Origin of the sequence: Dactylosporangium sp. NPDC051541 (assembly GCF_044454505.1) — a bacterium.
GTDB lineage: Bacteria > Actinomycetota > Actinomycetes > Mycobacteriales > Micromonosporaceae > Dactylosporangium.
This window is the reverse complement of the sequence record NZ_JBITDU010000024.1, coordinates 29,706-54,639: the sequence shown is the minus strand read 5'-3', so window position 1 is coordinate 54,639 and position 24,934 is coordinate 29,706. Positions and strand designations below refer to the sequence as shown.

16 protein-coding genes are annotated in these 24,934 nt (G+C 69.8%); 6 read left to right on the top strand and 10 right to left on the bottom strand.

Annotated features, from left to right (window positions below; all coding sequences use genetic code 11):
• Positions 1-30: 30 nt before the first annotated feature.
• Both ACIA8L_RS51690 and ACIA8L_RS51685 read right to left on the bottom strand, forming a co-directional pair.
• Positions 31-9,897 (bottom strand): LamG-like jellyroll fold domain-containing protein, encoded by a 9,867-nt coding sequence (locus ACIA8L_RS51690; protein WP_395916949.1) that lies wholly within the window; start codon positions 9,895-9,897, stop codon positions 31-33.
• On the bottom strand, positions 9,894-10,886 hold the full coding sequence (locus ACIA8L_RS51685) for a hypothetical protein (protein WP_395916947.1): 993 nt from the start codon (positions 10,884-10,886) through the stop codon (positions 9,894-9,896). Before ACIA8L_RS51685 ends, ACIA8L_RS51690 begins: the two co-directional genes overlap by 4 nt.
• 253 nt (positions 10,887-11,139) lie before the next feature.
• Here ACIA8L_RS51685 and ACIA8L_RS51680 point away from each other — a divergent pair, with 253 nt between their 5' ends.
• Positions 11,140-11,640, top strand: coding sequence for a hypothetical protein (locus ACIA8L_RS51680; RefSeq protein WP_395916945.1), 501 nt, complete (start codon positions 11,140-11,142; stop codon positions 11,638-11,640).
• 3 nt (positions 11,641-11,643) lie between these two features.
• Here the strand turns inward: ACIA8L_RS51680 and ACIA8L_RS51675 are convergent, their stop codons facing one another.
• Positions 11,644-12,402 (bottom strand): alpha/beta hydrolase, encoded by a 759-nt coding sequence (locus ACIA8L_RS51675; protein ID WP_395916943.1) that lies wholly within the window; start codon positions 12,400-12,402, stop codon positions 11,644-11,646.
• A gap of 123 nt (positions 12,403-12,525) precedes the next feature.
• Between ACIA8L_RS51675 and ACIA8L_RS51670 the strand changes: the two genes are divergently transcribed.
• On the top strand, positions 12,526-13,008 hold the full coding sequence (locus tag ACIA8L_RS51670) for a hypothetical protein (protein WP_395916942.1): 483 nt from the start codon (positions 12,526-12,528) through the stop codon (positions 13,006-13,008).
• Between the two features lie 21 nt (positions 13,009-13,029).
• On the opposite strand, the gene ACIA8L_RS51665 is transcribed toward ACIA8L_RS51670, so the two are convergent.
• From ACIA8L_RS51665 to ACIA8L_RS51645, 5 genes are all read right to left on the bottom strand, one after another.
• Positions 13,030-13,782 carry a polysaccharide deacetylase family protein gene (locus tag ACIA8L_RS51665; RefSeq protein WP_395916940.1) on the bottom strand — a complete coding sequence of 251 codons (753 nt, stop codon included), beginning with the start codon at positions 13,780-13,782 and terminating at the stop codon, positions 13,030-13,032.
• Positions 13,783-14,014: 232 nt separating this feature from the next.
• Positions 14,015-15,622, bottom strand: a complete 1,608-nt coding sequence (locus ACIA8L_RS51660) for a CHAT domain-containing protein (RefSeq protein ID WP_395916938.1) — start codon at positions 15,620-15,622, stop codon at positions 14,015-14,017.
• Positions 15,568-17,028, bottom strand: coding sequence for a tetratricopeptide repeat protein (locus ACIA8L_RS51655; protein WP_395916936.1), 1,461 nt, complete (start codon positions 17,026-17,028; stop codon positions 15,568-15,570). The genes ACIA8L_RS51660 and ACIA8L_RS51655 overlap by 55 nt, the downstream gene beginning before the upstream one ends.
• Before the next feature lie 38 nt (positions 17,029-17,066).
• Positions 17,067-18,353, bottom strand: coding sequence for an acyltransferase family protein (locus ACIA8L_RS51650; RefSeq protein WP_395916934.1), 1,287 nt, complete (start codon positions 18,351-18,353; stop codon positions 17,067-17,069).
• A gap of 38 nt (positions 18,354-18,391) precedes the next feature.
• Complete coding sequence (locus ACIA8L_RS51645; protein ID WP_395916933.1) at positions 18,392-19,684, bottom strand: enoyl-CoA hydratase/isomerase family protein; 1,293 nt, start codon at positions 19,682-19,684, stop codon at positions 18,392-18,394.
• A 51-nt stretch (positions 19,685-19,735) separates the two neighbouring features.
• On the opposite strand from ACIA8L_RS51645, the gene ACIA8L_RS51640 reads away from it, so the two are divergent.
• A complete protein-coding gene (locus tag ACIA8L_RS51640) occupies positions 19,736-20,107 on the top strand; it encodes an ArsR/SmtB family transcription factor (RefSeq protein ID WP_395916932.1) in 372 nt (123 codons plus the stop codon).
• A gap of 398 nt (positions 20,108-20,505) precedes the next feature.
• Positions 20,506-20,877 (top strand): hypothetical protein, encoded by a 372-nt coding sequence (locus ACIA8L_RS51635; protein ID WP_395916930.1) that lies wholly within the window; start codon positions 20,506-20,508, stop codon positions 20,875-20,877.
• Between the two features lie 284 nt (positions 20,878-21,161).
• Here the strand turns inward: ACIA8L_RS51635 and ACIA8L_RS51630 are convergent, their stop codons facing one another.
• Positions 21,162-21,965 (bottom strand): hypothetical protein, encoded by an 804-nt coding sequence (locus ACIA8L_RS51630; RefSeq protein WP_395916928.1) that lies wholly within the window; start codon positions 21,963-21,965, stop codon positions 21,162-21,164.
• A gap of 19 nt (positions 21,966-21,984) precedes the next feature.
• Positions 21,985-22,713, bottom strand: a complete 729-nt coding sequence (locus ACIA8L_RS51625; protein ID WP_395916926.1) for a TetR family transcriptional regulator — start codon at positions 22,711-22,713, stop codon at positions 21,985-21,987.
• A gap of 278 nt (positions 22,714-22,991) precedes the next feature.
• On the opposite strand from ACIA8L_RS51625, the gene ACIA8L_RS51620 reads away from it, so the two are divergent.
• Positions 22,992-23,351 carry a cysteine hydrolase family protein gene (locus tag ACIA8L_RS51620; protein WP_395916924.1) on the top strand — a complete coding sequence of 120 codons (360 nt, stop codon included), beginning with the start codon at positions 22,992-22,994 and terminating at the stop codon, positions 23,349-23,351.
• Positions 23,352-23,545: 194 nt separating this feature from the next.
• Positions 23,546-24,925, top strand: a complete 1,380-nt coding sequence (locus ACIA8L_RS51615) for a PQQ-binding-like beta-propeller repeat protein (protein ID WP_395916922.1) — start codon at positions 23,546-23,548, stop codon at positions 24,923-24,925.
• Positions 24,926-24,934 lie beyond the last annotated feature (9 nt).

The following is a 24,934-nucleotide window of genomic DNA, read 5'->3' as shown; positions in this document are numbered from 1 at the left end:
AGCCCTTACCACATCGCGTTTCGACGAAGTTCAGTTCCGTTGTCGCACGGTGATGAGGCTGTCCATACCCCATTCCTTCAGTTTAGCTCGTGCAAAATCAGCAGCAGTCTGGGAAGGAAGCTCATACACCGGCGTCAGGCCATTGTAGATCGCCGTGGCGGCTTGCCGACGAGCCTGGTCGAGCTTCTCGTTGTCCATGGAGCTGCCGACTTGAGTATCCATCATCGCGGTCTTGCGGTCGATGACCTCGTCACCTTCGAGCCCGTCGAACTTGGCAGTGACATAGGTGCCATCGAGCCCCGGCATGGAGAGTTGAGGCGCCTGCGAATGGCCGTCGACACTTGACCTCGCACCCGCCGCACCAGATTGGTACCGGTACGCGCCGGGCGACATGCCGAGTCGGCCTTCCTTGGCATTCCCCTCGTTGACCCACTCGGCCTTGCGCGCAGCACGGCTGCCGCAAGGTGGCTCGATATGATTCTGGTTATGTACGAGGACCGGGTCCTCGCCGGCAATCACGAAGTAGGTGTGGACGTCGGCGACGGTGAGGTCGCGCATGTCGGCTGAGCCGACGGAATTGCGGACGCCCTTGACCTCGAGCATCGCGCCGTCTTCGGTGCGTAGTGCGTCGCCCGTCTTCAGGTTCTGGGCGTCGACCCAGGCGAGCTGCGTGTCATCCCAGAACGGATGGAACCAAGTCGTCTGTAGGACCGCGTCCGAGCCATCCTTCGTCCGGACAGAGACCTCCGTGAGGTCGGTGTCCTGATTGCGGTGCAGGCCCTCGACCGTCTTGCTCTGCGTTGAACCGGTCGCCGGGTCCGCCGTCCGGACCTGTTCACCGACCTGGACATCCTTGATGGGTTTGGTCGAGCCGTCGGCGAGCAGCACCAGCGTGTCCGGTGCAAAGCTGTGCGGCTCCGGACTGGGCACCGGGCAGCTCGCACCGCCTCCGTCGCCGCCGTTGTCGGAGTCGTCGGACTTGCGTTGGCGGTTGCCGCCGGGGTGCTCGCCCTCGCCGCCGGCGGCAGTGTGTTTCGGGGGTGCGGTTGCCTTAGGGCTGCCCCCGCCGCTCGCCATCTTCTTCATGCCGCCCGCGGCTGCGGCCTTGAACGGCTTGGTCATGAACTTCGTGGCGCCGCCGGTGAACTTCGAGACGCCCGCGCTCAGGGCGCCGTCCAGGCCGCCCTCGATCATGGTGTCGGCCAGGCCGGACCAGGAGAATTCGGCATCGCCCCGGGCTACGTCGACCATGTAGCCCGCCCCGGCCTGCATCGCGCCGGCTACCGCGCCGGCGACGATCAGGCAGCCGACGCCGGTTGCGCACAGGGCGCCCACCGCCACCGTCGCGGCGATGCCGACAGCGGCGGTGATGACGAACTTCCACGGGTCCTGTTTGAACGCCTCCACGGTGTTCTTCACCGTGTCCACCACGTGCTGGGCGGCGGCCTTCGCGGTGTCCTTCACGCATTTCGACACGCCGGCGTCCAGGCAGGCCTTCGCCTGGTTGAAGGAATCCACAACCGCGGCGGCCTTCTTCTTGGCCCACTTGACTGTCGAGTTGACGACGACGTTCTTCGCCGCCTTCGCCTTGTCCCACAGGTAGTTGCCGAAGTCCCGGAGCTGGTCGACCTTCTGCTCGACGTAGTGAATGGCGTTCTGGATCGTCTCCATCGGGTGGGTGACGACGTTCACGACCGTGTTCGTCGCGTTCTTGATCCTGCTCCAGAACGAGTTGCCGGACGGGTCGACGTTGGTCAGGGGGTTGTTGCCCGCGTACTGGTAGCGGTTCGCGGCGATCGAGTCCGGGACGCCGCTGTTCGCTTTCGTGTCGCGGGTGTCGAACTGGCCCGTGTCGGCGTTGTACCAGCGGGCCAGCATGTTGACCCGACCCGTACCCGCGTCCGTCCACTCCGACTGGTAGCCCAGACTGCCCACGACACCGGTCGTGGCCAGGACCTTGCCAAGCGGGTCATAGCTTGTCGAGCCGGCCAGGCTCGTCCCCGTCGCCTGGAACTGGCCGACCACGTCGTTGTGCTGATCGGTCCACACGTACTTCGAGTTCGCGCCCGTTCCTGTACCGGTGCCGATCAGGTCGCCGGCGGGGCCGCGGGTGTACGTCGCCGTGCTGTCCTTCGCCAGGGTGTTGCCCAGGCCGCTGTACTGGAAGCCCGTACGCAGGACCCGGCCGGCGGCGTCGTAAGTGTTGGTGCTCGTGCCGCCCGCGCCCTGCTGGGTGATGACCTGGCCGTAGGCGTCGGCGGTGGTGCTGTAGACGCCGGTGGTACCGCTGGTCAGCAGCAACGTCCCGCGCGGGGTGTACGAATACGCAGTACCGTCGGACGAGCTCTGCAGGCGGTTGCGTTGGTCGTAGGTGAACGTCTTCGCGCCGTTGCGGGTGCGGTTGCCCGAGTCGTCGTAGTCGTAGTTCGTGACCGTCGAACCCGCCGTCCACGTCTTCAGGCGGTCGACCAGGTCGTACGTGTACACGTTCGTCGACGACCCGGCGAAACCGGTCGTCGTCTTCTTCGTCTCGTTGCCGTTGTTGTCGTACTCGTACGCGATGTTTCCCAGGATCGTGGCGCCGGATGTCTGCTTCACCTGGTCGTTCGTCAACCGGTGCAGGTCGTCGTACGTGAACGTGCGGGTCTGGTTGTTCGCGCCGTACACGACCGTTGACGGCAGGGACAGGGTGTTGTAGTTGACGGTGAGGTCGATGTTCGTCGTGCTGTTCGAGGCGGTCTTGAAGCGTCCGGCGGTGTCGTAGCCGAACGTCGTCGTGCCGGCCGCGTCGGCTCGCGTGGTCATCAGGCCGTCGTTGTTGTACGTGTACATCGTGTTGTCGGACGGGCCGGTGATGGTCAGCGGTAGGCCGCGGTCGTCGTACGTCACCGTGTCCGTCTCGCCCGGCACGGACAGCGACGTGAGCCGGCCGGCGTCGTCGTAGCCAAACGTCCGCGACGCCGTGGCCGCCTCGGCTCCGGTGCCGCTCTGGCCGGTGAGCCGGCTCAGATCGTCGTAGGCGTAGTCGGTGCGCACGCCGCCCGGCTGCAGCTGGGCCGTCATCCGGCCGGCCGCGTCGTACACCGACGTGAACGTGCGGTCGCCCGCGTTCGGGTGCGCAATCGTCGCCGGCTCGATCTGCGACTCCGGCAGGCCCCACGCGTTGTAGGTGTTCCAGAACTGGTTGGTGCGGCCGTCGGTGAACCGCGTCTGGTGTCCGGCCGGGTCGTAGCCGTACGAGGTGTGGATTGACGTGGTCGTGGTGACCGGCTCGGTGACGTCGGTGACCTGGCCGAGCGCGTCGTAGCCGAGCACTGTCGTCGTGCCGCGAGCATCGGTCGAGGTGGTCAGGTTGCCGTTGTTGTCGTAGCCGGCGCTGACCGTCGTGAGCACGGTACCCGCCGAATTGAGCTCCTGTTTCTTGACGGTGCGGCTAGCGGCGTCATAGAAGGCCAGTGATTTGGTGCTGTCCGGCCGGGTGACCTTGGTCGGCCGGCCGAGCCCGTCGTAGTCGGTGGTCGTGACGTTGAGGGCACCGTCCTTGGTGGACACCACTTCGCCGGCGTTGTTGTACGAGGACTCTGCCGTCACACCGTTGGGTGAGGTCACCTTGCGCAGCCATGGGCCGGAGGCGGCGGAGCTGCCGTAGACGCCGGTGCCGTAGTCGTACGTCGTGGTGTACAGGGCCGTCGGCTGCGGGGCCGGCTGGCGCACCCACTGCGTGCTGGTCAGCTTGCGGCCCAGGTAGTCGTAGGTGGCGCTGGTCTTCGCCCCGGTCGGGTCGGTGACGTCGAGCAGGTTGCCGGTGGTGTCGTAGTGGGCGGTGGAGATCTTGCCCAGCGGGTCTGTGGTCTTCACGACGTTGCCGAGGGTGTCGTACTCGTACGACGTCGTCTTGTTCCGCGCGTCGGTCGTCGACGTGACATTGCCGAGCTTGTCGTACACGGTCGTGGTGCTGGCGTCCGTGATCGTCTGGCCGCCTGTACCCGGCTGCGTGTACGACGGCAGGATCGTCTTCCACGGGCGCCCGGCCGCGTCCATCCGCGTCGTGAACACGTTGCCGCGCGGGTCCTGGACCTCGACCGTCTCCCCGAACGTGTTGTAGCCGCGCATCGTCGTCGGCCGGATCGACACCCCCGGGGAGCCGGACTGCTCAACCAGGACCGACGGTGCGATGACCTTGGTCTGGTTGCCGTCCTCGTCGTAGGTGTACGACGTCGTGTTGCCGTTGGGGTCCTGGACGTCGGTGGTGAGTCCGCGCTGGTCGACCGTGTAGTTGGTGGTGAGCTGGGTGCCGGTCAGTGCCGCCTGATTGGTGCGGCCGTTGCCGCTGTTCCACAAGGCGGTCACGTCGTCGCCGGTCAGTGCCCGCTGGAACACCTGCACGTTGTCGATGGAGCCGTTGAAGTGTTCCGTGCCGATCGGGCCGGACGGCTGGTTGCCGCCGATGTAGGAGGCGTGCTGTGACGTGAACGGCGTCGGATTCGTGCCGTCGGTGCCGCGGACGTTGTTGACGTACAGCGACATCCGTTTCGTGTTCGCGTCGAACACGGCGACGAGGTGGACCCATTGGTTCGCCGCCAGGGCGTTGCCGTTAGTGGCGTAGTTGTAGCTGGTCGGCGAGGTGGTGTCGGCGTTCGCGGACAGGAACGCCCACTTGCCGAGGTCCTGGTGGTACTGCAGGTAGAACGACCCGACGCTGTTGCCGCCCTGGCCGAACACGGTCGGGTGGCCGGTGAGGGAGCTGACCTTCGCCCAGGCCGACACGGAATACGACTGGGTGGTGTTGAGTACCGGGCTGTCGGTGCTGATCGGCTGGCTGTTGGTGAAGGTGGCGTAGCCGCCGCCGAGTGATGTGCCGGTGCCGAGGTCGGCGTGGGCGTTGCGGTGCGATCCGGAGGAGTCCGCAATCATGGTGTAGCCGCTGCCGGCGGTCTCGTCGAGTTTCCACCAGGCGGCGGGCCCGGAGGACCCGTCGATGCCGGTGGAGCGTGACGTGAGCCGGCCCGCCGCGTCGTAGGTGTTGCGGACATCGCGCAGCGTCTGGCCGTCGGTGATGTTCCGCACGTTGATGACGTGGGAGTCGGCGTCGTAGACGTAGTTGGTGGTACGACCGCCGCTCGTCGTCCCCGCCGTGTAGGTGGTCGTCGACTGGACCCGGCCGTCCTCGTCGAACTGCTGACCGATGGACGTGGCCCCGTTGTTCTGGGTCACGTTGGCGATGTTGCCGTTGAGGTCGTACTGGTTCTCCTGCACGACGGTGGTTTTGGTGCCGTCGGTCCGGCTGACCTTCTTGACCTTGCCGTCGTCGTAGTACTCGTACCTTGTTGTCCACCCCATCGCGTCGGTTGTCGAGGCGAGGCCGCCGTTGGGGTAGTAGACGTTGTATGCCTGCTGCACCGCCATGCCGTCCTTGCCGGTCAGGGTGCTGGTCAGCATGCGCCCTTCGGCGTCGAAGACCTGGTCGAGCGTCTGCAGGCGATCGGCGGCCGGGCACAGACTCCCGGGCGCCGGGCTGCTGTCGCAGTTGACCCGCTGGTTCTGCCGTCCGTAGGCGTCATAGCCGTACACCATCACCGCACCCGTAGGGTCGGTGCTCTTCACGATCTGTCCGTACGCGTTGTAGACGCTCACCACCGTCCGCGCGGCGTCGCCGCCGGTGACGTCGCTCGCCGTGCGCGACAGCAGGTTGCCGTCGGCGTCCTGGACATCGGTGGTGCGGGCCTGGTGCTGCGCGCCGGTGATCGCGTCGGTGACGACCGGGTCGGTCGTCTCGACCATCGACTCCTGCTCGTAGCGGTAGGTCGTCACCAGCCCGTTGGTGTAGCCGGGGGCGTTGACCTTCTGCTTGATGACCCGGCCGATGCCGTCGTAGGTGTACTCGGTGACGAGTCCGGCCGCGTCGGTCACCCGGACCGCGTCGCCGTTGGCGTTGTACTCCGTCTTCTGCACGGCCCCGCCGGGTGACGTGACGGTGAACGGCAGACCCGGCGGGGTCGTCCCACCCCCGACCGCGGCCGTGGTCGCCGTCGTGTACGTCATGGTGGTGACGCGGCCGTTCGGGAACCCGGGCGACTGCGGCGACGTGACACTGGTGCGGTTGCCGGCCGCACCATCATAGGTGAACCGGGCGACGTCGTTGGTCAGCTCATCGCTGTACGTGTCCTCGCCGGTGGTGCCCACGTCGATGAGCACGATCTGGTCGTTGCGCCCGTCCGGGGTCAGTACGGCGGTCGTGGCGTCGGGCCAGTACTTGTACATGGTGCTCTGGCACGGCAGCAGCGGGTCGGCATTGCTGCACGTGGTGGTGCGTACGGTGTTGCCGCGGATGTCCTTGGCGGTCTCGGTCTTCTGCCCGAGCGGGTCATAGACGTCGGTCACGAAGCCGCCCACGTCGTAGGCGTACGTGGTGGTGTTGCCCAACGTGTCCGTCGCCGCGATGAGCCGGCTGCCGTTGAGCAGGTCGAACATGCGCTTCGAGACCTTGGCGCCGGGGTCGGTCACGGACACCGTGCTGACCGGCGTCAGCTTCGGCGCGGCACCGGCGTCCGACGTGAGCGCCCCGGTCGCCGACTTGAAGTGCGAGTCGACCTGCGCGGTGCTCAGGCTGTTGACCTCGTAGAAGGCGAACTCCGCGATGTCACCCTTGAAGTAGCTGATGTCGCCGGTCGCGCCCGGCCAGCCGCGCGTCGCCCCGGCACCGATGTAGCTGTACTGCAGACCGAGCCCCACCATCAGACCCGTCTTCTTCCCGACAAGCTTGTTGTCCAGGTACAGGCTCTGCTCGGTCGCGTTGAACACACTGCCGTCGCCGGACAGCACGACATGGTGCCAGTTGCCGTCGTTGACCTTCACCGTCGAGGTGATCGGCGCCACGGTGTCGTCCCAGAACTGGCCCCGCAGGTAGCCGTCACCGCCGACGTACAGGGCGGGTATGTGTTCGTGGTTCGGGGAGTCGGCCGAGGTGACCGGCATGGCCTGGTAGCTGTACAGCACACCGCTCTGGGACCAGTTCGCCGGCGTCTTGAACCACATCTCGACGGCGTTCGGGCCAACCTCCGGGGTGACGTCCGCCCCCGGGTCGTAGCCGAGGTAAGAGGTCGTGCCGTTGAAGATCGCCCCGGAGGTGTCGCTGAACGGGCTGGTACCCGGCTGCGAGGTGTCGTAGGTGACATTGTTGTACGTCGCGTTGTGCACGCCGCGGACCTGACTGTAGGCCCGGCTCGGCAGGCTCAGATCGCCGAGGCGGAAATACTCGCGCGGCCGCGACCCCAGCACGCTGGAGACGTAACCCTGGCTCGAGCCGGACACAACCGGCGCGCCGACCTGCCAGACGCCGCCGGACTCATCGGTGACCGTGGTGACCCGGCCGGTGACCTTGCTGTAGTCGACCACGGCCCGGGTCCGCTGGGCATTGCTGATGCTCTTCGTCATCGCCGGCGCCGGGCTCCGGCCCGTGCTGTTCAGGGCGATCATGGCCTCAGCGGTCAGCGGCTTGTTGTAGTAGGCCGCGTCGGCGATCGAGCCGTTGAAGAACGTCGCGGTGGCCGTGCTGTTCGACTGGCCGGCCCAGCCGCCGCCGAGGAAGCCGGCGCCGAGGTACATGTTCGTCTGGCCGGTGTTGTGCAGCAGCATCGGGGCGTTGGTGATCGTGCCGACCAGGTTGCCGTCCAGGTACATCGTCTGCGTGCCGCCGTTGCCGGAGAGCGCGACGTGGTGCCACTGGTTGTTGGTGACGGTCCCGGTCGTCGTGATCGGGGTGCTCGCCCGGTCGGCCCAGAACTCGCCGCGCAGCTTGCCGTCGGTGCCGATGTACAGCACCGGGTTGTAGTTCGACGGCGTGGTGGCGCCCGGGCTGACCACGTCGCGCTGGTTGGAGAACAGCACGCCGGGCGTGGTGGCCGCGGTCTTGAACCACAATGAGACCGACTGGTATGAACTTTCGATGGCCAGCTTCGCCGGCAGCTTGACCGACGCGCTAGTGCCGTTGAACCCGGCCGACGTTGAATCCGACTCGCTCAGGGCCGCAGCGCCACCGAGGGTGACGTTGCTGTAGATACCGTTGTCGACGCCGTCGTTGGACAGCACGCCGCTTTGCGCCTGGGTGCCCGTCGTCTCGTTCAGGCGCCAGTACGAGTACGGGCCAGAGTTGAGTACGGAGTTCGGCGACGGGTTGACCAGCTTGTCGTACTCGTACTTCGCACAGTCGGTCGTCGTTCCCGGCGGGCAGACCTTGGTGAGCTTGTCCCCCGAGTACGTATAGTTCCAGGTCAGCGTGCTTGACGGTACCGCTGGATCGGTTTGGTCGGTTGTCACTGAGGCCACGTGGGCGGCGCTCGCGCCGGACGGTGTGCTCCACGTCAGGTGCAGGGCGCGCTGCGAGGTCAGGGACGTGATCAGGTCGGCACGGCCGCTGCCGTCATAGTGGACGGTGACCGAGCGGGCCGACGGATCGGTGATCTTCGTCAGGCCGTAGACGCCGGTGGTGAGGCTCCGCGTGAACTCGTAGGTGGTCGAGTCCTTGTCCGTGAGCGAGTAGCCGCCGGTGATCGGTTTGAACACCGAGTATCGGCCGGACGGCGGAGTCCACGAGCCGTCGTTGTTACGACCAAAAGCAACTTCCTGGCCGCTCGGGTACCGTACGGTCGCCGTCTGCAGCACACCGGAGGCATCCTTGCCCTCACGTACCTGCATGTCCGTCACCGACGACCAGCCGAGCCCGAACGAACTCGCCGCCCGGGTGTCGAGGCTGTTGTAGTCGCGATTGATCGCCAGCGCCGGGCCGACCGTGGTGACCTGGGCGTCGACAGCCGACGTGGTGTAATTGCCGACCGAGCCCTCGAAGCCCTTCCCGCCGTTCTGAGCCAGCGAAGACGTGACAAGCGGCTGCGGTACTGCCGTCGAGAACGCGTAGGTGACCGGGTTGGGTGGTCCCCAGACCTGACCGTCGAAGATCCTAGCCTGGTAAAGGTAGGTCTTGCCCCACTTCAGGACGCCCGCGCCGGGCCTCCAGACGTTGTTGGTGCTCAGGCCCGAGTCGGTGACCGGGGCGCCCTGGTCGTCGAGGATCACGAACTTGTACTGCAACCCGTAGCCCGGCCAGTTGTCCGGGTCGGAGCCCTGTGCGGAGAACTCCGGCGTCAGCGTGCTCACCGGGGTGTTGTTCGCCGGATACTGCGCGCTGATGTCCGGCTGGACGTTCGTGCCGTAGTTGACCTCGATGAACGGGTCACATTTGATGTTGCCGAAGACCGCGTCGGGGCACGTGAGATTGGTACCCGAGGCGGTGAACCGCTTCCACGTCGTGGCATCGTTCTCGTTGGCCTTGGCCACGATGCCATACGTGTTGTTATGGATCGCCCAGTCCTTGACCTCGTCGTTGTCGAGCCACGGGGCGATCCAGGTGCCGGAGTTACGCACACCGCCGGTGTTGTTGCAGGCGGTGCCGTTCGCCGTGCTGTCCTTCGCCATCGGCTGCAGGTTGAGTGCCTCCCGGGCGGCCTGGTTGTCGCCCGGCTGGTTGTTCCACGTCAGCGTGCCCTCGGACCAGTCGTTCGTGATCCGGTAGAAGTTCGTCTGCTTCGACGGGCAGGCGGTGCCGTCCTTGATCTGGAACGTCTGGAACAAGTGCAGCCGCGCCGAGTCGAGCTTCAAGTTGCTGTCGGCCGGGCTGAACAGCGTCGGGATGTCGCCGAACCGCAGGAAACCGCGGGCCTTGTTCGCCTGCGTGTCGTCGTACCGCCCCGCGGCGACGGTGTTGTTGGCCCCGTGCGTGGTCGTGGCCTCGGACGACAGCGAGTAGGTATCGCCGCTGTAGCTGTAGATGATCGTTTGCGGATCGATCCGGACCGGGTACTTGCGCTTTGGATCCTTGAGCCAGGCCTGGTCCACCGTCATCCGGATCGCCGGGCGCCGGCGACCGTGACGATCTCATACCGCATCGCGTATGACGTCGCGCCCTCGCCGCTGCGGCCGACGGCGGAGTCCTCCAGATACCCCAGCGGCATCGCCAGTACGAGCGTGCCGTTGCCGTCGGTGAACTCGACGCCGCCGTCCGCGCCGATCCGCGGGGTCAAGCCCTTGAGCCGGAGAGGGTATACGTAGCTGGCCGGCGCATCGGCCGAGCGCAGGGTCAGCGTCTCCTTCGTACCCGTCGCCAGCGCCATGAGCTCGAGGTCGACGCCGGGGAAGACGTTCGGGTAGGTCGCCACCGCCCCGTTGACGGCCGCCCGGCGGGTCGCCGCTCCGGCGAGGGAGTACGCCAGCTCGGTGCCCTTCGTCGGGTTGAGCCGCACCAGATCCTCAGCGGCCGACGCCGCCTGGTCCGCCGCCGACGCCGACAGCTGCCCGTCGGCGTCGAGCTTCCGGGGCAAGCCGGCCGCGAAGCTCAACTGGAACGCGTTCGCGCCGATCTGCGGCCGGCCCTGGGCATCGGCGCGCAGCTCGCTGTCGATCGGCTTCCACGAACCGTCGGCGACCTTGAAGTTGACCGGCTCGGCATACACCCGCTGCGTGTATGTGCCGTCAGCGTTGTGGAACACGTCCGTGCGGTCCGTCGACTTCGCGGCGTCCCGCTTGCTGGTACCGGGGTCGAAGCCCTTCTTCGCCGGGCCGGTGCCGGCATTCTGGACCTTCGGCTGGTTGGCCTGGTACTGCTGCAGCTCGCCCGGCGCGTGCACCGTGGACTCGCTGTCCCGGGCCCGGTTCGCCTGCTGGTAGTGCCCGTCCGGGCCCTTGCCCAGCAGCTGCTGCGGGCCCTTCGGATCCTTGGCCCAGCTCGCCGGCTGGCCCAGCCAGTCCCACAGCCACGACACCGGCAGACCGGCGCCCGGACCCGTCGGCAGCACACCCGCGGGCACACCGACCGCGAGCAGCAGCACCGCCACCAGGACCACCCCGATGCGTCGGGCCAGACGGCCGGATCGCCGTTTGCCCGGCAGCGATACAGGCGACACCGAACAACCGCGCATCGCAGCCTCCCCCATGGGACATCGACAGCGAACGCAGTCTTCCGGTCGATGATCACCTCCGGCAAGACGATCACGGATGGAGCGAATTCCGACCATCAATGGCTTCCGCCGTTGGCCGGAGACCGCTACTGTGCGAGCCGCGTGCCGTGATCACATGGGGAGGACGGCGATGCTGCGTACCCTGAACCGCCGTCGGCTCCTCATCGGTGGCGGTGCCGCCGTTGTCGTGCTCGGCCTGCTCATCACCTGGCTCGCCTGGCCCGACCCGCCGACACCGCCGCGCGAACGGCAGTACAAGGCGACCACCGCCTGTCTGCTCACCGACGACAAGGACCTCACCGGCGACCTGGCCAAGGCCGCCTGGGCCGGCATGCAGGAAGCCTCCGTCGCCAGCCTCATCAAGGTGCAGCACCTGGCCATCACCGGCCCGCAGACCACCGCGAACGGCGTCACCTACTACAACACCCTCGGCGTCCAGCACTGCACCGTCATCGTCGCGGCCGGAGGCGTGCCCGTCGCGGCCATGGCGGAGGGATTGACGAGCTTCCCGGGCATCACGCACGTGGCCGTCGGCGGCGACCCCAAGGGCACGGTGGTCAGCGTCGTCGACGCGACCACGCCCGACTCGATCCGGGCCGGGGTCAAGGGCATCGTCGCCGCGGCCGCCTGACGGCTATTTCGGCGGGGCCGCCGTGTGCAGGAAGTCGGTGACGGCCCTGGTCGCGTCGGCCGCGCCCGGGGCGGCGACGGTGAGCAGGCCCGTGCCGTGCAGTGAACCCTCGACCACGGCCAGGCGGCGGGCCGGGGGCGGGGTGGCGTCGTACATCGCCTGGGCCGCGGCGGCGAACTCGCTGTCGTCCTTGGCCGCGACGTAGAGGACGGGCGCGGTCAGCTTGGGCACGGCCTGGCGGGCGTCCTCGCCGCCGTAGGTGCCGGGGGCGGACAGGCTGATCACGGCGACCGGCGGCTCGGTCAGGGCGGCCGCCGCGACCAGGGTCGCCGTGGCGCCGCGGGAGGCGCCGATGAGCACCACCCGGCCGGAGCCGCCGGTGCGGGCGTAGGCCGTCGCCGCGGCGACGTCGCCGGAGTTGCGGCCGGTCTCGGCGCGCCGGGAGCGGCCCTCGCTGTTGAAGTCGAAGGCCAGCACCCGGTAGCCGGCCGCCGCCTGCTCCTTCGCCCATGCCAGCCACGAACAGCCGGTCGCGCCGGCCTGCGGGGCGAGCACGAGCGTCACCTCGCCCGTGCCGAGGACGTAGCCGGCGAGGAACGCCCCGGTCGGCCCGGGGAACGTCACCTGCTTGTCGTCGAGCGCCGCGTCGCCGCACAGTCCGTGGGTCGGGCTCGGCGCGGCTGCCCGTGTCGTCCTGGCCGGCGCCGGGCTCGGGCCGGCCTCGCCGGTCGTCGACGCGCAGCCGGCCAGCAGCAGCAGCACGCATGAGATCCCCGTCAGCATTCGCATACCGGCACGAGTCTCGAACCGCCCCGGGAGTTGCATCGCAGGACGAGCACGACCCACCGGGTCGCCCGCATTGCCCGATTTCGATACGCTGGTCGCATGTTCCAGCGCCGAACCGTCGTCTACATCCTGGCGGGACTGCTCGGCCTGGTCCTGGCCGGCGCCGGCCTGACCGCGTTCCTCCTCTCCCGCCGTTCCCCGCCGACGCCGACCACCGCGCCGGGCGTCGTCGACGCCTACCTCCACGCGCTCCAGGACGGTGACGTGGACCGCGCCGTCGCCTACTGGCACGACAGCGGCGGCATCACGGACGGCCAGGCTCCCTTGCGGCAGCGGGTCAGGACGTACCTCGACCAGCACCGGGACGACTACCGGCGGGCACTGCGCGGCCGGACGTGGGCGCTGCGGGAGTTCCCGGCCGCGGGCACGGGCATCGGCGTCGACGTGACGATCGGTGCGGCCAAGGAAACCTATGTCGTGACCCACAAGAGCAAGGACTTCGGCACACTGCTCATCTTCGCCGGCCCGGAGGACTACCTCGGGCCGGTCGACGAGGACAACACCCTGCTCCGCGGGGCCTGAGCCGCCGCCCGGCCCGGTCCGTCAGGGGCGCTGGGCGGCGGTCTCATCGCCGAGGGCCAGCAGCTCCGACACCGTCACGAAGCGGTAGCCGCGGGCGCGCAGGCCGGAGAACATCTCGCCGAGGTGGCGCAGCGCGACGAGGCGGCGCTGGTCGCCGACGTCGTGGGCCAGCACGATCGAGCCCGGGCGGACGGAGTCGACGATGTCGCTCACCTGGGCCTGTGGGTTCTTCTCGTACTGCGCCTCGCGCATCTGCTGCGACCACAGCACGAGCCGGTAGCCGAGCTTGTCCGCGGCGAGGATGGTCGAGCCGCCCAGGTGGCCGTACGGCGGGCGGAGCAGGGTCGGGGTGCGGCCGGTGACGTTGTGGATGGTCTCGGCGCTGCGGTTGATCTCCTCGACGGCGTGGTTGAGGTCGAGGGTGGCGAGGTCGGCGTGGGACCAGGTGTGGTTGCCGATCTCGTGGCGGTCGAGGCGGCCACGCACGACGGCGGCGTGCTGGCTGAGGTTGCGCCCGACCATGAAGAACGTCGCCGGCACGTCCCACGCGTCGAGGGCGTCGAGCACCATCGGCGTCCAGTTCGGCGCCGGGCCGTCGTCGAAGGTGAACGCGACGACCGAGGCTTCGGTGCGCACGTGGTAGGTGATGGTCGTGCTCGGCGAGTTCGCGTCGGTCAGCACGTCGGCGGCCGACGCGTAGCCCCCGGCCAGCGGCGGCTGGTCCAGGCCGAAGGCGTGCCGCGCGTATGGTGCGCCGACCGCCCCGACGGCCATCCCGGCCACCGTCAGCCCCGCTCCCCCGAGTATTTGTCGCCGCGACAGCCCCATTCGTCGTTCCCCCCGTCGATGTCGTTGCGGCATCGTGTCACGGCACGGGGGTGCCAATCATCATCCGAGCAGCCGGTCCCGCACCGGGGTTTTCCCCGAGCCACCGCCCCTGAACCGCCGCCGATCGCGACCTTTCGTCGCCGCCGGTGCACACACCGTGACGGCGGCGCGGCGCCGGCTACGGTCCTACGTGGATGTACGGCGCCCACAGGCCCGGGTCGGGGTGGCGGCGGCGGAGCTGGGTGACGGCGTGGTGCAACGCCACGGGCGCGTCGTGCGGGCGTGGGACGCCGTGCCGGGTCAGATACGCGTAGAAGGCGTCGGCGAGTTCGGGCGCGAGATCGTCGCGGACCGGCCACAGCGTCGCGACGATCTGTCGGAAGCCCGCCACCTGCAGCGCGGCCGACATGTGGATCGCCTCGTCCGGAAGCCGCGACGTGCCGGTGGCGGTGGCACACGCCGACAGGAACGCGAGCTGCGCGCCGGGCAGCGTGAGACTCGCCAGTTCCAGCGCGGTCACCGCCCCGTCGGCGACGTGCACGGCACTCGCGGCCGGTCGGGTGTGGTCCTGGACGCCGTGGCAGGCCAGATGGACGGAGCCGTGGTTCCCGAGGGCGTCGAGCAGCGCCTGACGGGTGGCCGGCGCGCCACCTGCGGGCGCGAGCGGTGGCGACAGCAGCGTGGTGGATTCCCAGTGCGACGCGATACGCGCCAATTCCAGTGGTACTGCCGGCAGCGCTGGCAGCATCGGCCGGTCGGCGGTCGCGGGGGTGGTGGCCATGCCGACGCTCAGCAGCCGGCCGTGCCCCGGACCCGGCGTCCGGCGCGGCGCCCGGGCGCGCAGCAGCGCGTCCAGCGTGGGCGTGTAGGACGAGATCACCCGGTCGGGCACGGCGCCCGGGGCGGCGTCCGAAGCCGATGCCGGGTAGCTGCCGGCGGCGTGCAGCGGCAGGGCCGACAGCGGCCCCGTGGGGCACCACCAGACCCGCGGCCACCGGTGCAGGTCGGCGGGTGGCGCGCCGTAGCCGAGCGCGTCGAGCACCGGCCGGGCCACCGCGTGCCACAGCCACGACAACACCGACGGCGTCGACGGCCCCGGCGGGCGGTCGTGGGGTGCGAGGTCCCGCGGCGCTCTGGCCGTCCCGAGCGTGGGGTGCAGGAACGCGGCGGCCATGCGCTCGGCCTCGGCCACCGTCAGGTCCGGCAGCGGCACGACGCGTACCCCGTCGATGGTCACGATCAGCGCGTCACATCGCCGTGGTGCGACGTTGACGACGATGACCGGCCCGCCCCGTGCGGCCTCCCGCAGCCGGGCGAACGGCGCCGGTACGAGGAGGTCCGCGAAGCCTTCGATGGAGCGCGCCCGGTCCAGCAGGTCCTCCCACTCCTCGGCCAGCCGCCGGTAGCGCTGTCCCGCGGCCTCGCGGTCGGCCGCCCCGGCATCGCCCGCCGGCCGGTTGTCGAGATCGGCGAGCAGCGCCCGGACCTCCCGCATCCGGCCGGCGAGGCCCGGTGCGACCTCGTGCAGGGCGGTCAGGTCCGACCGGATGTGCAGGCTCTGCCCCCAGATCAGCGCCCGGCCCCGCTCCAGCAGTTCGACGGCGAGTTCGAGCCGGCCCGCGGTGATCGCCGACGCGGCCGCCTCCCGGGCCACGGCGGCGTGGCGCACGAGATTCTCCTCGCGGACCACGCGGTCCAGCCCGCGCCACGCGAGCACCGGCAGCAGGTCGTTCACGGCGGTGAACGCCTCCGCCGCGGCACTCGGGTGGCCCGTGAGACGTTCCATGCCGCCCGTGACAACGCGGCGCGCATCCGGGTCGTGGGCTTGGCACCGCGAAAGTCGGCGGCGGCTCGCAGTACCCCCGCAGCTTCTGGCAGGTCCGCCTGATCGCCGGCGACCTCGGCCCGCACCATCAGCGCGTGGCCGAGGTTCAGCAACACCGACGCATGGTCCGGGTGGCCGGGCGGGACGGACCGCACCGCTTCCCGGGCCACGCCGACCGCCTCGTCCGCCAGCGCGATGTCGGCCTCCGGCCCGGACACCATCGTCAGGGAGTTGGACAGCGCCGACAGTCTGGCGCCCCGTTCCGGCGCGCCGACGGGCGTGGCGGCGGCGGCCTCGCGCGCGTATGCCAGCGCCTGCCATAGCAGGTCGACGTCGCCGACGAGGTCGAACCGTGCGTGGGTGAAGGCCGCCAGACAGGCCAGCAGCGAGCCGTGCGACGAACCGCGGCCACTCGAACGGCCCAGTGCCCCGCGCACGGTGGTGACGGCGTCGTCCAGGTCGGCCACGGCGCCGGTGTGCTTGTACCTGGCGTAGAGGGCGGTCGCCAGGTTGTGCGCGTTGGCGGTGTCGTCGCTCGTCTCCGCTTCGACCATCCGCCGCCGGCGGTCGATGGCCTCCGAGACGTCGGCGAGGTCGCCGGTGCGGTCGAACCGGTCGGCCAGGGCGGTCGCCAGCCGATCGACGTAGGTGTCGAGGTCGGGGTCGCCGGGTTCGGCGCCGGCGAGCGCGCCGCGCTGATCCCGGACCGCGTCGTCGAGGTCGGCCAGCCGGCCGTCGCGCCGATACCTGACCCGCAGCGCCAGGCCGCGCCGCGACAACGCCATGGCCCGCCGGGGATCGCCGTCGGGGCAGGCCTCGACGACCTCGTCGGCCGCCGAAAGGGCCGCCGCGATGTCCGCGTCCGCGTGCGTCCACCGGGCGAGGTCACGCAGGTCGTCGCCGAGATCCGCCAGGTGCCGCAGCCGCAGCGCCGGATCGTCGATGCCGGCGACCACGTGCCGGCCCGCCTCGACCGCGCCGCGCAGATCGCCGAGGGCGCGGCTCCGATCGTGCCGCTGCCGCAGCGCTTTCCACAGCAGGAAGTGGCGGTAGACCGGAGCCACCGCACCGGGCGGGGTCGCCGCCAGGGACTGCCGGAACGCCTCGATCTGGTCGTCGAGGTCCTGCGGATCGCCGGTGCGGCCGTGCCGGGCGAACAGGCAGCGCCCGAGGTTGGACCACAGGGCGTCCCGGTGTTCATACGCCTCGGGCGCCACGGCCAGCGCGCTCTTGGCGCACCTGACGGCTTCGTCGATGTCTTTGATGGCGGCGTTCGGGCCGGTGAAGCGGGTCCGGAGCGCGATCGACAGGTTGTGCAGGTAGGTGGGATCGTCCGGCGCCGGCGTGGGGTTCGGAGGCCGCGACATACCCGTATTCTGACGGACCGGCGGTCGGGCGGCGGGCTTTAAACGGGCGCACCCGCCGGCGGTGACGCCACCGGCTCGTCGCCGTCGCGCTGGGCCGGGACGGTGGGCTGGGCCGGGACGGTGGGCTGAGCCGGGACGGTGGGCCGGTGGCGGGGGGTCCAGTCCTTGAGGCGCAGCATCGGCTTCTCGACCAGGTGCCAGGAGCCGGCGGCGACCGCGAGGACCGCCGCTACGGACGTCAGCAGGTAGAGGGTCCAGCCGTAGCGGGGCAGGCGGAAGATGGCCAGGGCCTGCTGGATCGGGAACGCGTAGATGTAGACGCCGTAGGAGTAGTCGTTGCGGCGGCCGATGCGGCGCAGCGCCTTGGGCAGTCGGATGCCGGCCCACAGGAGCAGGTAGACGAACGCCACCAGGAACGGGCCGAACAGCGGCCAGCCCAGCCACAGCGACAGCGCCACCAGCAGCAGCGCGGCCACGCCGAGCGCGTCGTTGAGCGGGATGGCCGCGCGGTACAGGTCGGCGGCCATGCCCAGCACGAACGCGAGGCCGAACGCGACCAGGTAGAACAGCAGGTACCAGCCGAGCACCGGCAGGTGGATCGAGTGGACGTCGGCGAGCGGGCCGGGCTCCACCGGGCCCCGCACGGTGTCGGCGACGATGACGGCCAGCAGGACCGCGCCGAGGACGAGCACGGTCCAGCGGGCCCGGCGCAGCAGGGTGGTGATCGCCAGGCCCAGGACGAGCAGGTAGCAGGTCAGCTCCGTCTTCAACGTCCACAGTGAGCCGTTGATGGCGCCCGCGAACGCCGCGTCGTGCGTCACCCGGGCCACGTCGGGCTGGCGCTGGTCGGTCAGGAAGTTGTGGAACACGTAGCCGAGCGGGCCGGAGCCGGTGTCGAGGAAGTCGTTGAGGGTGTCGTGCTCGTACCAGTACAACAGCGGGGCGAGAAGAAACGCGGTCAGGACCAGGCAGACCCAGTATCCGGGGAAGATGCGCAGGGCCCGGTGCCAGATGAAGCGGACAGCGCCGGTCCGCCGGCCGCTGCGGGAGATCAGGAAGCCCGACAGGCCGAAGAATCCGGTGACGGCCACGCCGCCGGTGTCGATGAGCATGCGCACCGGTTCGTGGCCGGGGCCCCAGCCGATGACCCCGGCGTGACCGACCATGACCAGCAGCGCGAAGCACAGCCGCAGGAAGTTGAAGGCGTTGTCGCGCTGCTGCTCGTACGCCTGCTCCAGCGTCACACTGCGCCCGAACCGCGGCAGCGGCATTGTCGTCCTCCCGTTGCGGGCCCAGGCGGTGACCGGGGCCGGCGTGGACGACACGATACATATCGGCGGGTGCCGGGCACCAGACGTCGTCGTCAACCGATGGGGGCCTGGCCGTCCGCGGCCCGCAGTACGCCGCCGGTCCAGGGTGGGAAGCCGGCCGCGAGGACGGAGGCGACGTCGGCGCCGGGCGGGTCGACCCGCAGGCCGGCGGCGAGGGCGCGGCGGGCGGCGGTGACCATGGCGGCCGGGTCGGGGCCGGCGTCGAGCAGGGTCTGCACGAACGAGCCGTGGCCGCCGTTGAGCAGGACGGGGATGCCGCCCTTGGCGCGGACCTGGTGGACGAGGGCGGCGTCGGTGACCTCGACGATCGGGGCGTCGGGGGCGAAGAACACCGCGGCCAGTGGGTTGGCGACGAGCTGCGGGAACTCGCGCCAGGTGGCTTCGGTGCGAGTGGCCGGGTGCTCGGCCAGCGGCTCGGCCGGCTTCGTGGCGACCGTGCGTAACGCGTAGAAGAGGTGGGCCAGGTCCGGGAACTCGGGGGCGCTCAGCAACGCCCGGCAGGCCGCCGTCTCGATCTCGAAGGCCTCGTCGAGGGGCGCGGTGGCGCTGCGTACCGCCACGTCGTGCACGGCGGCGAGGGCGCGCACGGGCGACCCGGCGGTGCGGCGGCGGACTTCTTGGGCCAGGTCCGGCGATCCGGCAGTACCCCCGGGAATGGCATATCCGGGTCGTTCCCAACGTTGCTGGAAATGTCCGGGCGGCTGGGCCAGGACCCAGGATCGGGCCGCGGCTACGACGTCGTCGGCCAGTTCGTCGACCAGGCCGGCCGCGAGGGCCTGGGCCGGGTGGTAGGCGGTGCCGGGGCCGACGATGTGCAGTACCGTCGCCGCGATCCCGAACATGCGCGTCGCCCGGACCGTGCCGCCGCCCGCGGGCAGGATGCCCATCCCGGTCTCGGCCAGGGCCCAGACGACCGCCGGGTCGTGCGGGCCGACCCGGTAGTGGCAGGCGAGGGCCAGCTCGAACCCGCCGCCGAGCGCGGAGCCGTTGAGGGCGGCGGCGACCGGCCGGCCCAGCGTTTCGAGCCGGCGGGCCTGGTCGCGCAGCGGCGTGAGCAGGTCGTAGGTGCCGGCCGCCTCGTCCGGGGTGATCTCGCTCGGCTCGAAGTCGGGGCCGGCGATGAACGAGCGCTTGGCCGAGGTGAGGACCACACCGCGCAGCCGGTCGCGCTGCCGGGTGAGGTCGTCGAGGCACGCTTCGAGACCGTCGTAGTGGCGCCGGTTGAGCATGTTGGCGGTACGGCCGGGGTCGTCGAGGGTCACGGTGACGACCCCGTCGGCATCCCAGGACCAGCGAACCGACCCTGACTGTTGGACATCCGTCATACGGTCAACATAGGCATTGGTATGACGGATGTCCAACAGTAGTCTGGAGGCATGGCCCGGGACGACGACGCGATGCCGGACATCGCCGACGTGACGATGGTCGACGTGCTGCGCGCCGTCGCCGACCCGATCCGCCTGCGCATCGTGCAGACCCTCGCTGACGGCCACCCGCACGGCAAATGCGGCACCCACTGGGACTTCGGCGTGCACAAGTCGACGATGACGCACCACTTCCGCACGCTGCGTGAGGCCGGCCTGACCCGCACTGTCGTCACCGGGCGTACGCACACGATCGAGCTGCGGCGGGAGGAGTTGGACGATCGCTTCCCCGGGCTGATCGACGCCCTCACCGCGGGTGCGGCCGCTCGTGATCCGTCAGAGACGATCGGCGCGGGGGTACAGGCGGTCGGCCGGACCGGCTGACGTTGTCCGCGGTGAGCGGGCGGCGACGACGCTTACCCCCGCCGCTGGAAGCTTTTGTGCGAACTCGGGCCGGCCTGAACGCTGTTTGGCACCCGCTGATCGCTCTGCCGCCGGCGTGACCGGCGCCCCGCCCGGCGCGAGCTGGAACGTGCGGCGCGAGCTGGAACGTGCGGCGCGGAGCGTGCGGCCGCGCCGCTGCGGGGAGATGGTCGTGCCGGTCACCGGGAGCCAGAACGGTTCCGCGCGCGCGACTTCCGCCGGGCCCGGCGGCGCCCGTGTCACTCTAGTTGCGAAATCGCCGGGACCCGGTGCTGCCGATGGCCTGGCGAACCGTCCTATGATGCGTGGTTGTGGACGGCGACGAGAACGCTGCCAGCTCGGTGGACGGTGGGCGACACATGGCGGATCGGGAGCGAGTCGTCGGCGAGCGGGAGACGATGGCCGACGAACGCGACGCGGCGGCCGACGAACGCGATCGCAACTTCGAGGACCGCAGCAGCGCCGCTGACCGGCGCGACCAGCGGACGGAGCATCGCACGGCGGAGCTCACGGCCTGGTCCCGGGAACTGAGCCAGCGCGAGACCCGGGCCGACCGCCGCGACGAGCGAGCCGATACCCGCGCGTCCGCGGCCGACGAACGGGACCGCATCGCCGACGAACGGGAACGCCTCACGGAAGTCCGGGAACGCGCCGCCGACGACCGGGAACGGGCCGCGGATCAACGCGAGATCGACGCCGAGCTGTACCACGGCGACCAGCACAACCGCTGACGACTCCGGCGGCCGCCGGCTGCTGCACGTTTCGCGGCCGGCTTGCTTGCGCGTTTCTCGGCCGGCTTGCACGTTTGACCGCCAGCTGGCTTGCGCGTTCGCGGCCGGCCTTGCGCGGTTCGCGGCTGCTTGCACATTTCGCCGCCGGCTTGCGCGCTTCGCGGCCGGCTTGCGCTTCGCGGCCGGCTGGCACGTTTCGCGGCCGGCTTGCGCTTCGCAGCCGGCTTGCGCGTTCCGTGGAACCTTTGCACGTTCCGTGGAACCTTTGCGCGTTTCGCCGCTGGCTATTGCGCGTTGAGGACCGTGTACATCTGCTCCGGCATGTTCATGACCTGCGTGCCGGTCGGGGCTGTCGCGTCGACCGGGCTGCCGAAGCCCAGCAATGTGACACTGCTTTCCGACGCCGCTTCGGTACCGTACGCCGGCACGCTGATGCGCACGCCGCTCACATAGCCATCCGGGTTGACCGACGCCGAGAACGGCACCGATTTCGCTTTGTCACCCAGCTGCTTCGCCGCGTCGGTGTCGAACAGCAGGCCGTCGGTCGTCGTCGTGCTCAGGTCCAAGGTGCCCGTGTACAGCGCGCCGTCGTCACTCTTCACGTTGGAGGCCTGGTTGAGGATGGCCTTCACGTCGATCGGGTCCTTGGCGTCCAGCAGGCCCAGCGAGCCGGTGATCTTCGCGGGGTCGGCCTTCAGCCAGTACTTCGACAGGTCGGTGCCGCCGGTCGACGGGAGACCGCTGATCTTCAGGTAGAAGGCGCCGCCGGCGGCGATGCTCTGGAACGTCAGTTTGTTCTCGGCGTCCAGATCGATGGTCATCGTCGCCGTGGACGCGGGGGCCTTCGGGTCGGTGTCGCCTTCGATGGTGCCGCCCGCCGACGGGTCCGCGGCCCGGTAGCGAAACGTCGTCGTGGCGGTCTTCTCGGCCGCCGCCGTGAGCTTCTTCGCCGCGTCCTGCACCACGGTCGGCGCGGCGCTCACCGTCGGGACGCTCGCATTGTTGTCCATCGTGTCGGACTCGTCGCCGCAACCGGCGATCGCGGTCGCCGTGATCATGGCCGTTACCAGCAGTTTTACGGTCCGCATACTCCGCACGGTAGGTGATCTACGGCGTTTTCGGCGTGGTTTCCGGAAGGAGCGCGGCCACGAGCGCGGTCAGCGGGGCGTGCAGGTCGTCGGCGGTCGCCTCGGAGAGCGGCTGCAGGCCGACGGCCGAGCGCAGGACGGCGACACCCACACCTAGCGCGACCACCAGCTGCGCGTGCAGCAACTCGCCGCCGCCGGCCGCAGTTTCGTGGTCAGCATTCGCAGTTTTGTGGTCGGCATTCGCGGATTCGTGGTCGGTATTCGCAGTTTCGTGGTCGGCATCCGCGGATTCGTTGCCGCGGGGCGCGGATTCGTCGTTGGTGCGGGGCGCGGATTCGTTGCTGCGGGTCGCGGCCAGGACCTTCCGGCTGAAGTCCTCGAGGGCTTTGCGGCGCAGGCTGTCGACCTGGGCGTCGCCGGACACCCGCAGCAGCATGAGCACCGGGTGCTCCTCGAACTCGGGCCAGGCCGCGGCCGACAGATGCCGGCTGAGCGCGTCCACCAGCGCCGCCCGGTCCCAGGCGGCCGAGCCGTCCCCGCCGAACCGAGGCGACGCGGCGAGGGCGGCCTTGAGCAGGCCCTCCTTCGACCCGAAGTACCGCTTGATCAGCGCGAGGTTGACCCCGACATCCCCGGCGATATCACGCAGCGTGGTCCGCTCGTAACCGAGCCGGGTGAAGCGCTTGCCGGCTGCGTCCAGCAGCGCCTGCCGGGTTGCCTGCGCATCGCGCCGCCGGGGTGTGTTCATCGCCATGTCCTCCCTGACCCCAGCGTGGGCTACGGTCGCAAGTAATCACATGATGACTTACCTCTCCGACGCGATCAAGGAGCTCCGGTGACCACTGCCCTGCTGGTGATGGACGTGCAGCGCGCCGTCGTGCAGCGCTACCCCGACCCCGACTACCTGCCCCGGCTCGGCCGGGCGATCACCGCCGCCCGTGCCGCCGGCCGGCCGGTGATCTACGTGACGGTCGGGTTCCGGCCGGGCGGCCCGAGGTCAGCCCGCGCAACAAGATGTTCGGCGCCATGGCCGGCGTGCCCGTGTCCGCGGCCGAGACGGCGGCCATGCAGATCCAGCCCGAGGTCGCCCCCACGGACGGTGACATCCCGATCACCAAGCGACGGGTGAGCGCGTTCGCCGGCAGCGACCTCGAGATGGTGCTGCGCTCCAGCGGCATCGAGCATCTGGTGCTCACCGGGATCGCGACCAGCGGCGTAGTGCTGTCGACCCTGCGGCAGGCCGCCGACCTGGACTTCCAGCTGACCGTGCTGGCCGACGGGTGCCTCGACAACGACGAGGAGGTGCACCGGGTGCTGGTCGAGAAGATCTTCCCGCGGCAGGCGGAGGTCACGACGGTGGAATCTTTCACGGCTCCACTGGGCTGATTGAGACAGTTTCCGGAAACTCTTTGAAACTTCCGAAACCCACCGTACGTTGATGCGCGTCAATCGATGGACGGTTGGGGGCGCGAATGAAACCTGGGATCCGGGCCGCGATCGCCGGCGGGGCCGCGGCAGTGTGTGCGGCGGCGGCCTTCGCGGCGGCACCCGCGAGGGCCGCAGATGATCCACAATGGACCATGGGTGGCCAGAACATCTCCAACTCCCGGTCCAACCCGAACGAGACGATCCTGAGCACCGCGTCCGTCGGGCGGCTCGGGGTCGCGTGGCAGTACACCACGAGGGGTGACGTGTCGGCGACCCCCGCGGTGACCGGCGGTGCGGTGTATTTCCCGGACTGGGGCGGCTACCTGCACAAAGTCGACGCGGCTACCGGCGCGGTGATCTGGTCGCGGGCCGTCTCGTCGTACGTCGGCGGCACCGGCACCGTCGTGTCCCGCACCAGCCCGGTCGTCGCCGGCGACACTGTCTACATTGGAACCCAGACCGGCGCGCGGGTGCTCGCGATCGACACCGCGACCGGCAACCTGCGCTGGAACGTGGCCGCCGACCCGCACCCGCGGGCCGTGCTCACCGGCGGCGCCGTCTTCTACAACGGCGTGCTCTACCAGGGCGTCTCCTCCGACGAGTTCTCCCTGGCGACCAACACGAGCTATGACTGCTGCACGTTCCGCGGCAGCGTCGTCGCGCTCGACGCGGCCACCGGAGCCCAGCGCTGGAAGTCCTACACCCTGCCCGACCAGGGCCCGGGCGGCGACATCTTCAGCGGCGCCTCCGTGTGGGGCACAACGCCGAGCATCGATCCGGCCAGCAACACCATCTTCGTCGGCACCGGACAGAACTATTCAATACCCCTGAGTGCGACAAACTGCCAAAGCGGCGGGGGTACTCCACAGTCGTGCCTGCCACCGTGGAACGCCAAGGACTCCATCATCGCCATGGACCTGTCCACAGGGGCCATCAAGTGGAACACCGGCCCGCCCCGCTTCGACGAATGGAATTTCGCGTGCCTGCCCGGCAACCCGCCCAACAACTGCCCCAATCCCGGCCCGGACCACGACACCGGTGACGGCACCCACCTCTACACCATCACGAACCCGGACGGCACGACCCGTCGCGCGGTCGGCGCCGGTCAGAAGAGCGGCGAGTTCTGGATGCTCGACGCGGCCACCGGCGCGATCATCTGGTCCGCGGCCGTCGGCCCCGGCTCGACCCAGGGCGGCATCCAGTGGGGCACCGCGACCGACGGCCGGCGCGTCTTCTTCACCGAGAGCGACGCTGACGGGGTGCAGTACCAGCTCCCGAACGGCCAGCAGATCAATTACAGCTCGTACGGCGCGCTGGACGTCAACACCGGCCAGGTGCTGTGGCAGGTGCCGGAGCCACACGCGGGCCGCTCGATCGGCCCGGTGACATTCGCGAATGGTGTCGTCTACGTGGGCGCCATGAACAACTGGATGTACGCCCTCGACGCGAACAACGGCACGGTGCTCTGGCAGTACCAGGGTGCCGGCTCCTCCAACGCGGGCCCGGCGATCGTGGGCGGCCGCCTCTACTAGGGCAACGGC

What these genes read in the sequence shown, in the direction of transcription:
- ACIA8L_RS51615 (WP_395916922.1), top strand. Translation starts at nt 23,546, where the DNA reads ATGGGTGGCCAGAACATCTCCAACTCCCGGTCCAACCCGAACGAGACG.
- ACIA8L_RS51640 (WP_395916932.1), top strand. Translation starts at nt 19,736, where the DNA reads ATGGCCCGGGACGACGACGCGATGCCGGACATCGCCGACGTGACGATG.
- ACIA8L_RS51665 (WP_395916940.1), bottom strand. Translation starts at nt 13,782, where the DNA reads ATGGCCGTCGGGGCGGTCGGCGCACCATACGCGCGGCACGCCTTCGGC.
- ACIA8L_RS51680 (WP_395916945.1), top strand. Translation starts at nt 11,140, where the DNA reads ATGCTGCGTACCCTGAACCGCCGTCGGCTCCTCATCGGTGGCGGTGCC.
- ACIA8L_RS51620 (WP_395916924.1), top strand. Translation starts at nt 22,992, where the DNA reads ATGGCCGGCGTGCCCGTGTCCGCGGCCGAGACGGCGGCCATGCAGATC.
- ACIA8L_RS51670 (WP_395916942.1), top strand. Translation starts at nt 12,526, where the DNA reads ATGTTCCAGCGCCGAACCGTCGTCTACATCCTGGCGGGACTGCTCGGC.
- ACIA8L_RS51625 (WP_395916926.1), bottom strand. Translation starts at nt 22,713, where the DNA reads ATGAACACACCCCGGCGGCGCGATGCGCAGGCAACCCGGCAGGCGCTG.
- ACIA8L_RS51660 (WP_395916938.1), bottom strand. Translation starts at nt 15,622, where the DNA reads ATGGAACGTCTCACGGGCCACCCGAGTGCCGCGGCGGAGGCGTTCACC.
- ACIA8L_RS51635 (WP_395916930.1), top strand. Translation starts at nt 20,506, where the DNA reads ATGGCGGATCGGGAGCGAGTCGTCGGCGAGCGGGAGACGATGGCCGAC.
- ACIA8L_RS51690 (WP_395916949.1), bottom strand. Translation starts at nt 9,897, where the DNA reads ATGACGGTGGACCAGGCCTGGCTCAAGGATCCAAAGCGCAAGTACCCG.
- ACIA8L_RS51645 (WP_395916933.1), bottom strand. Translation starts at nt 19,684, where the DNA reads ATGACGGATGTCCAACAGTCAGGGTCGGTTCGCTGGTCCTGGGATGCC.
- ACIA8L_RS51630 (WP_395916928.1), bottom strand. Translation starts at nt 21,965, where the DNA reads ATGCGGACCGTAAAACTGCTGGTAACGGCCATGATCACGGCGACCGCG.
- ACIA8L_RS51655 (WP_395916936.1), bottom strand. Translation starts at nt 17,028, where the DNA reads ATGTCGCGGCCTCCGAACCCCACGCCGGCGCCGGACGATCCCACCTAC.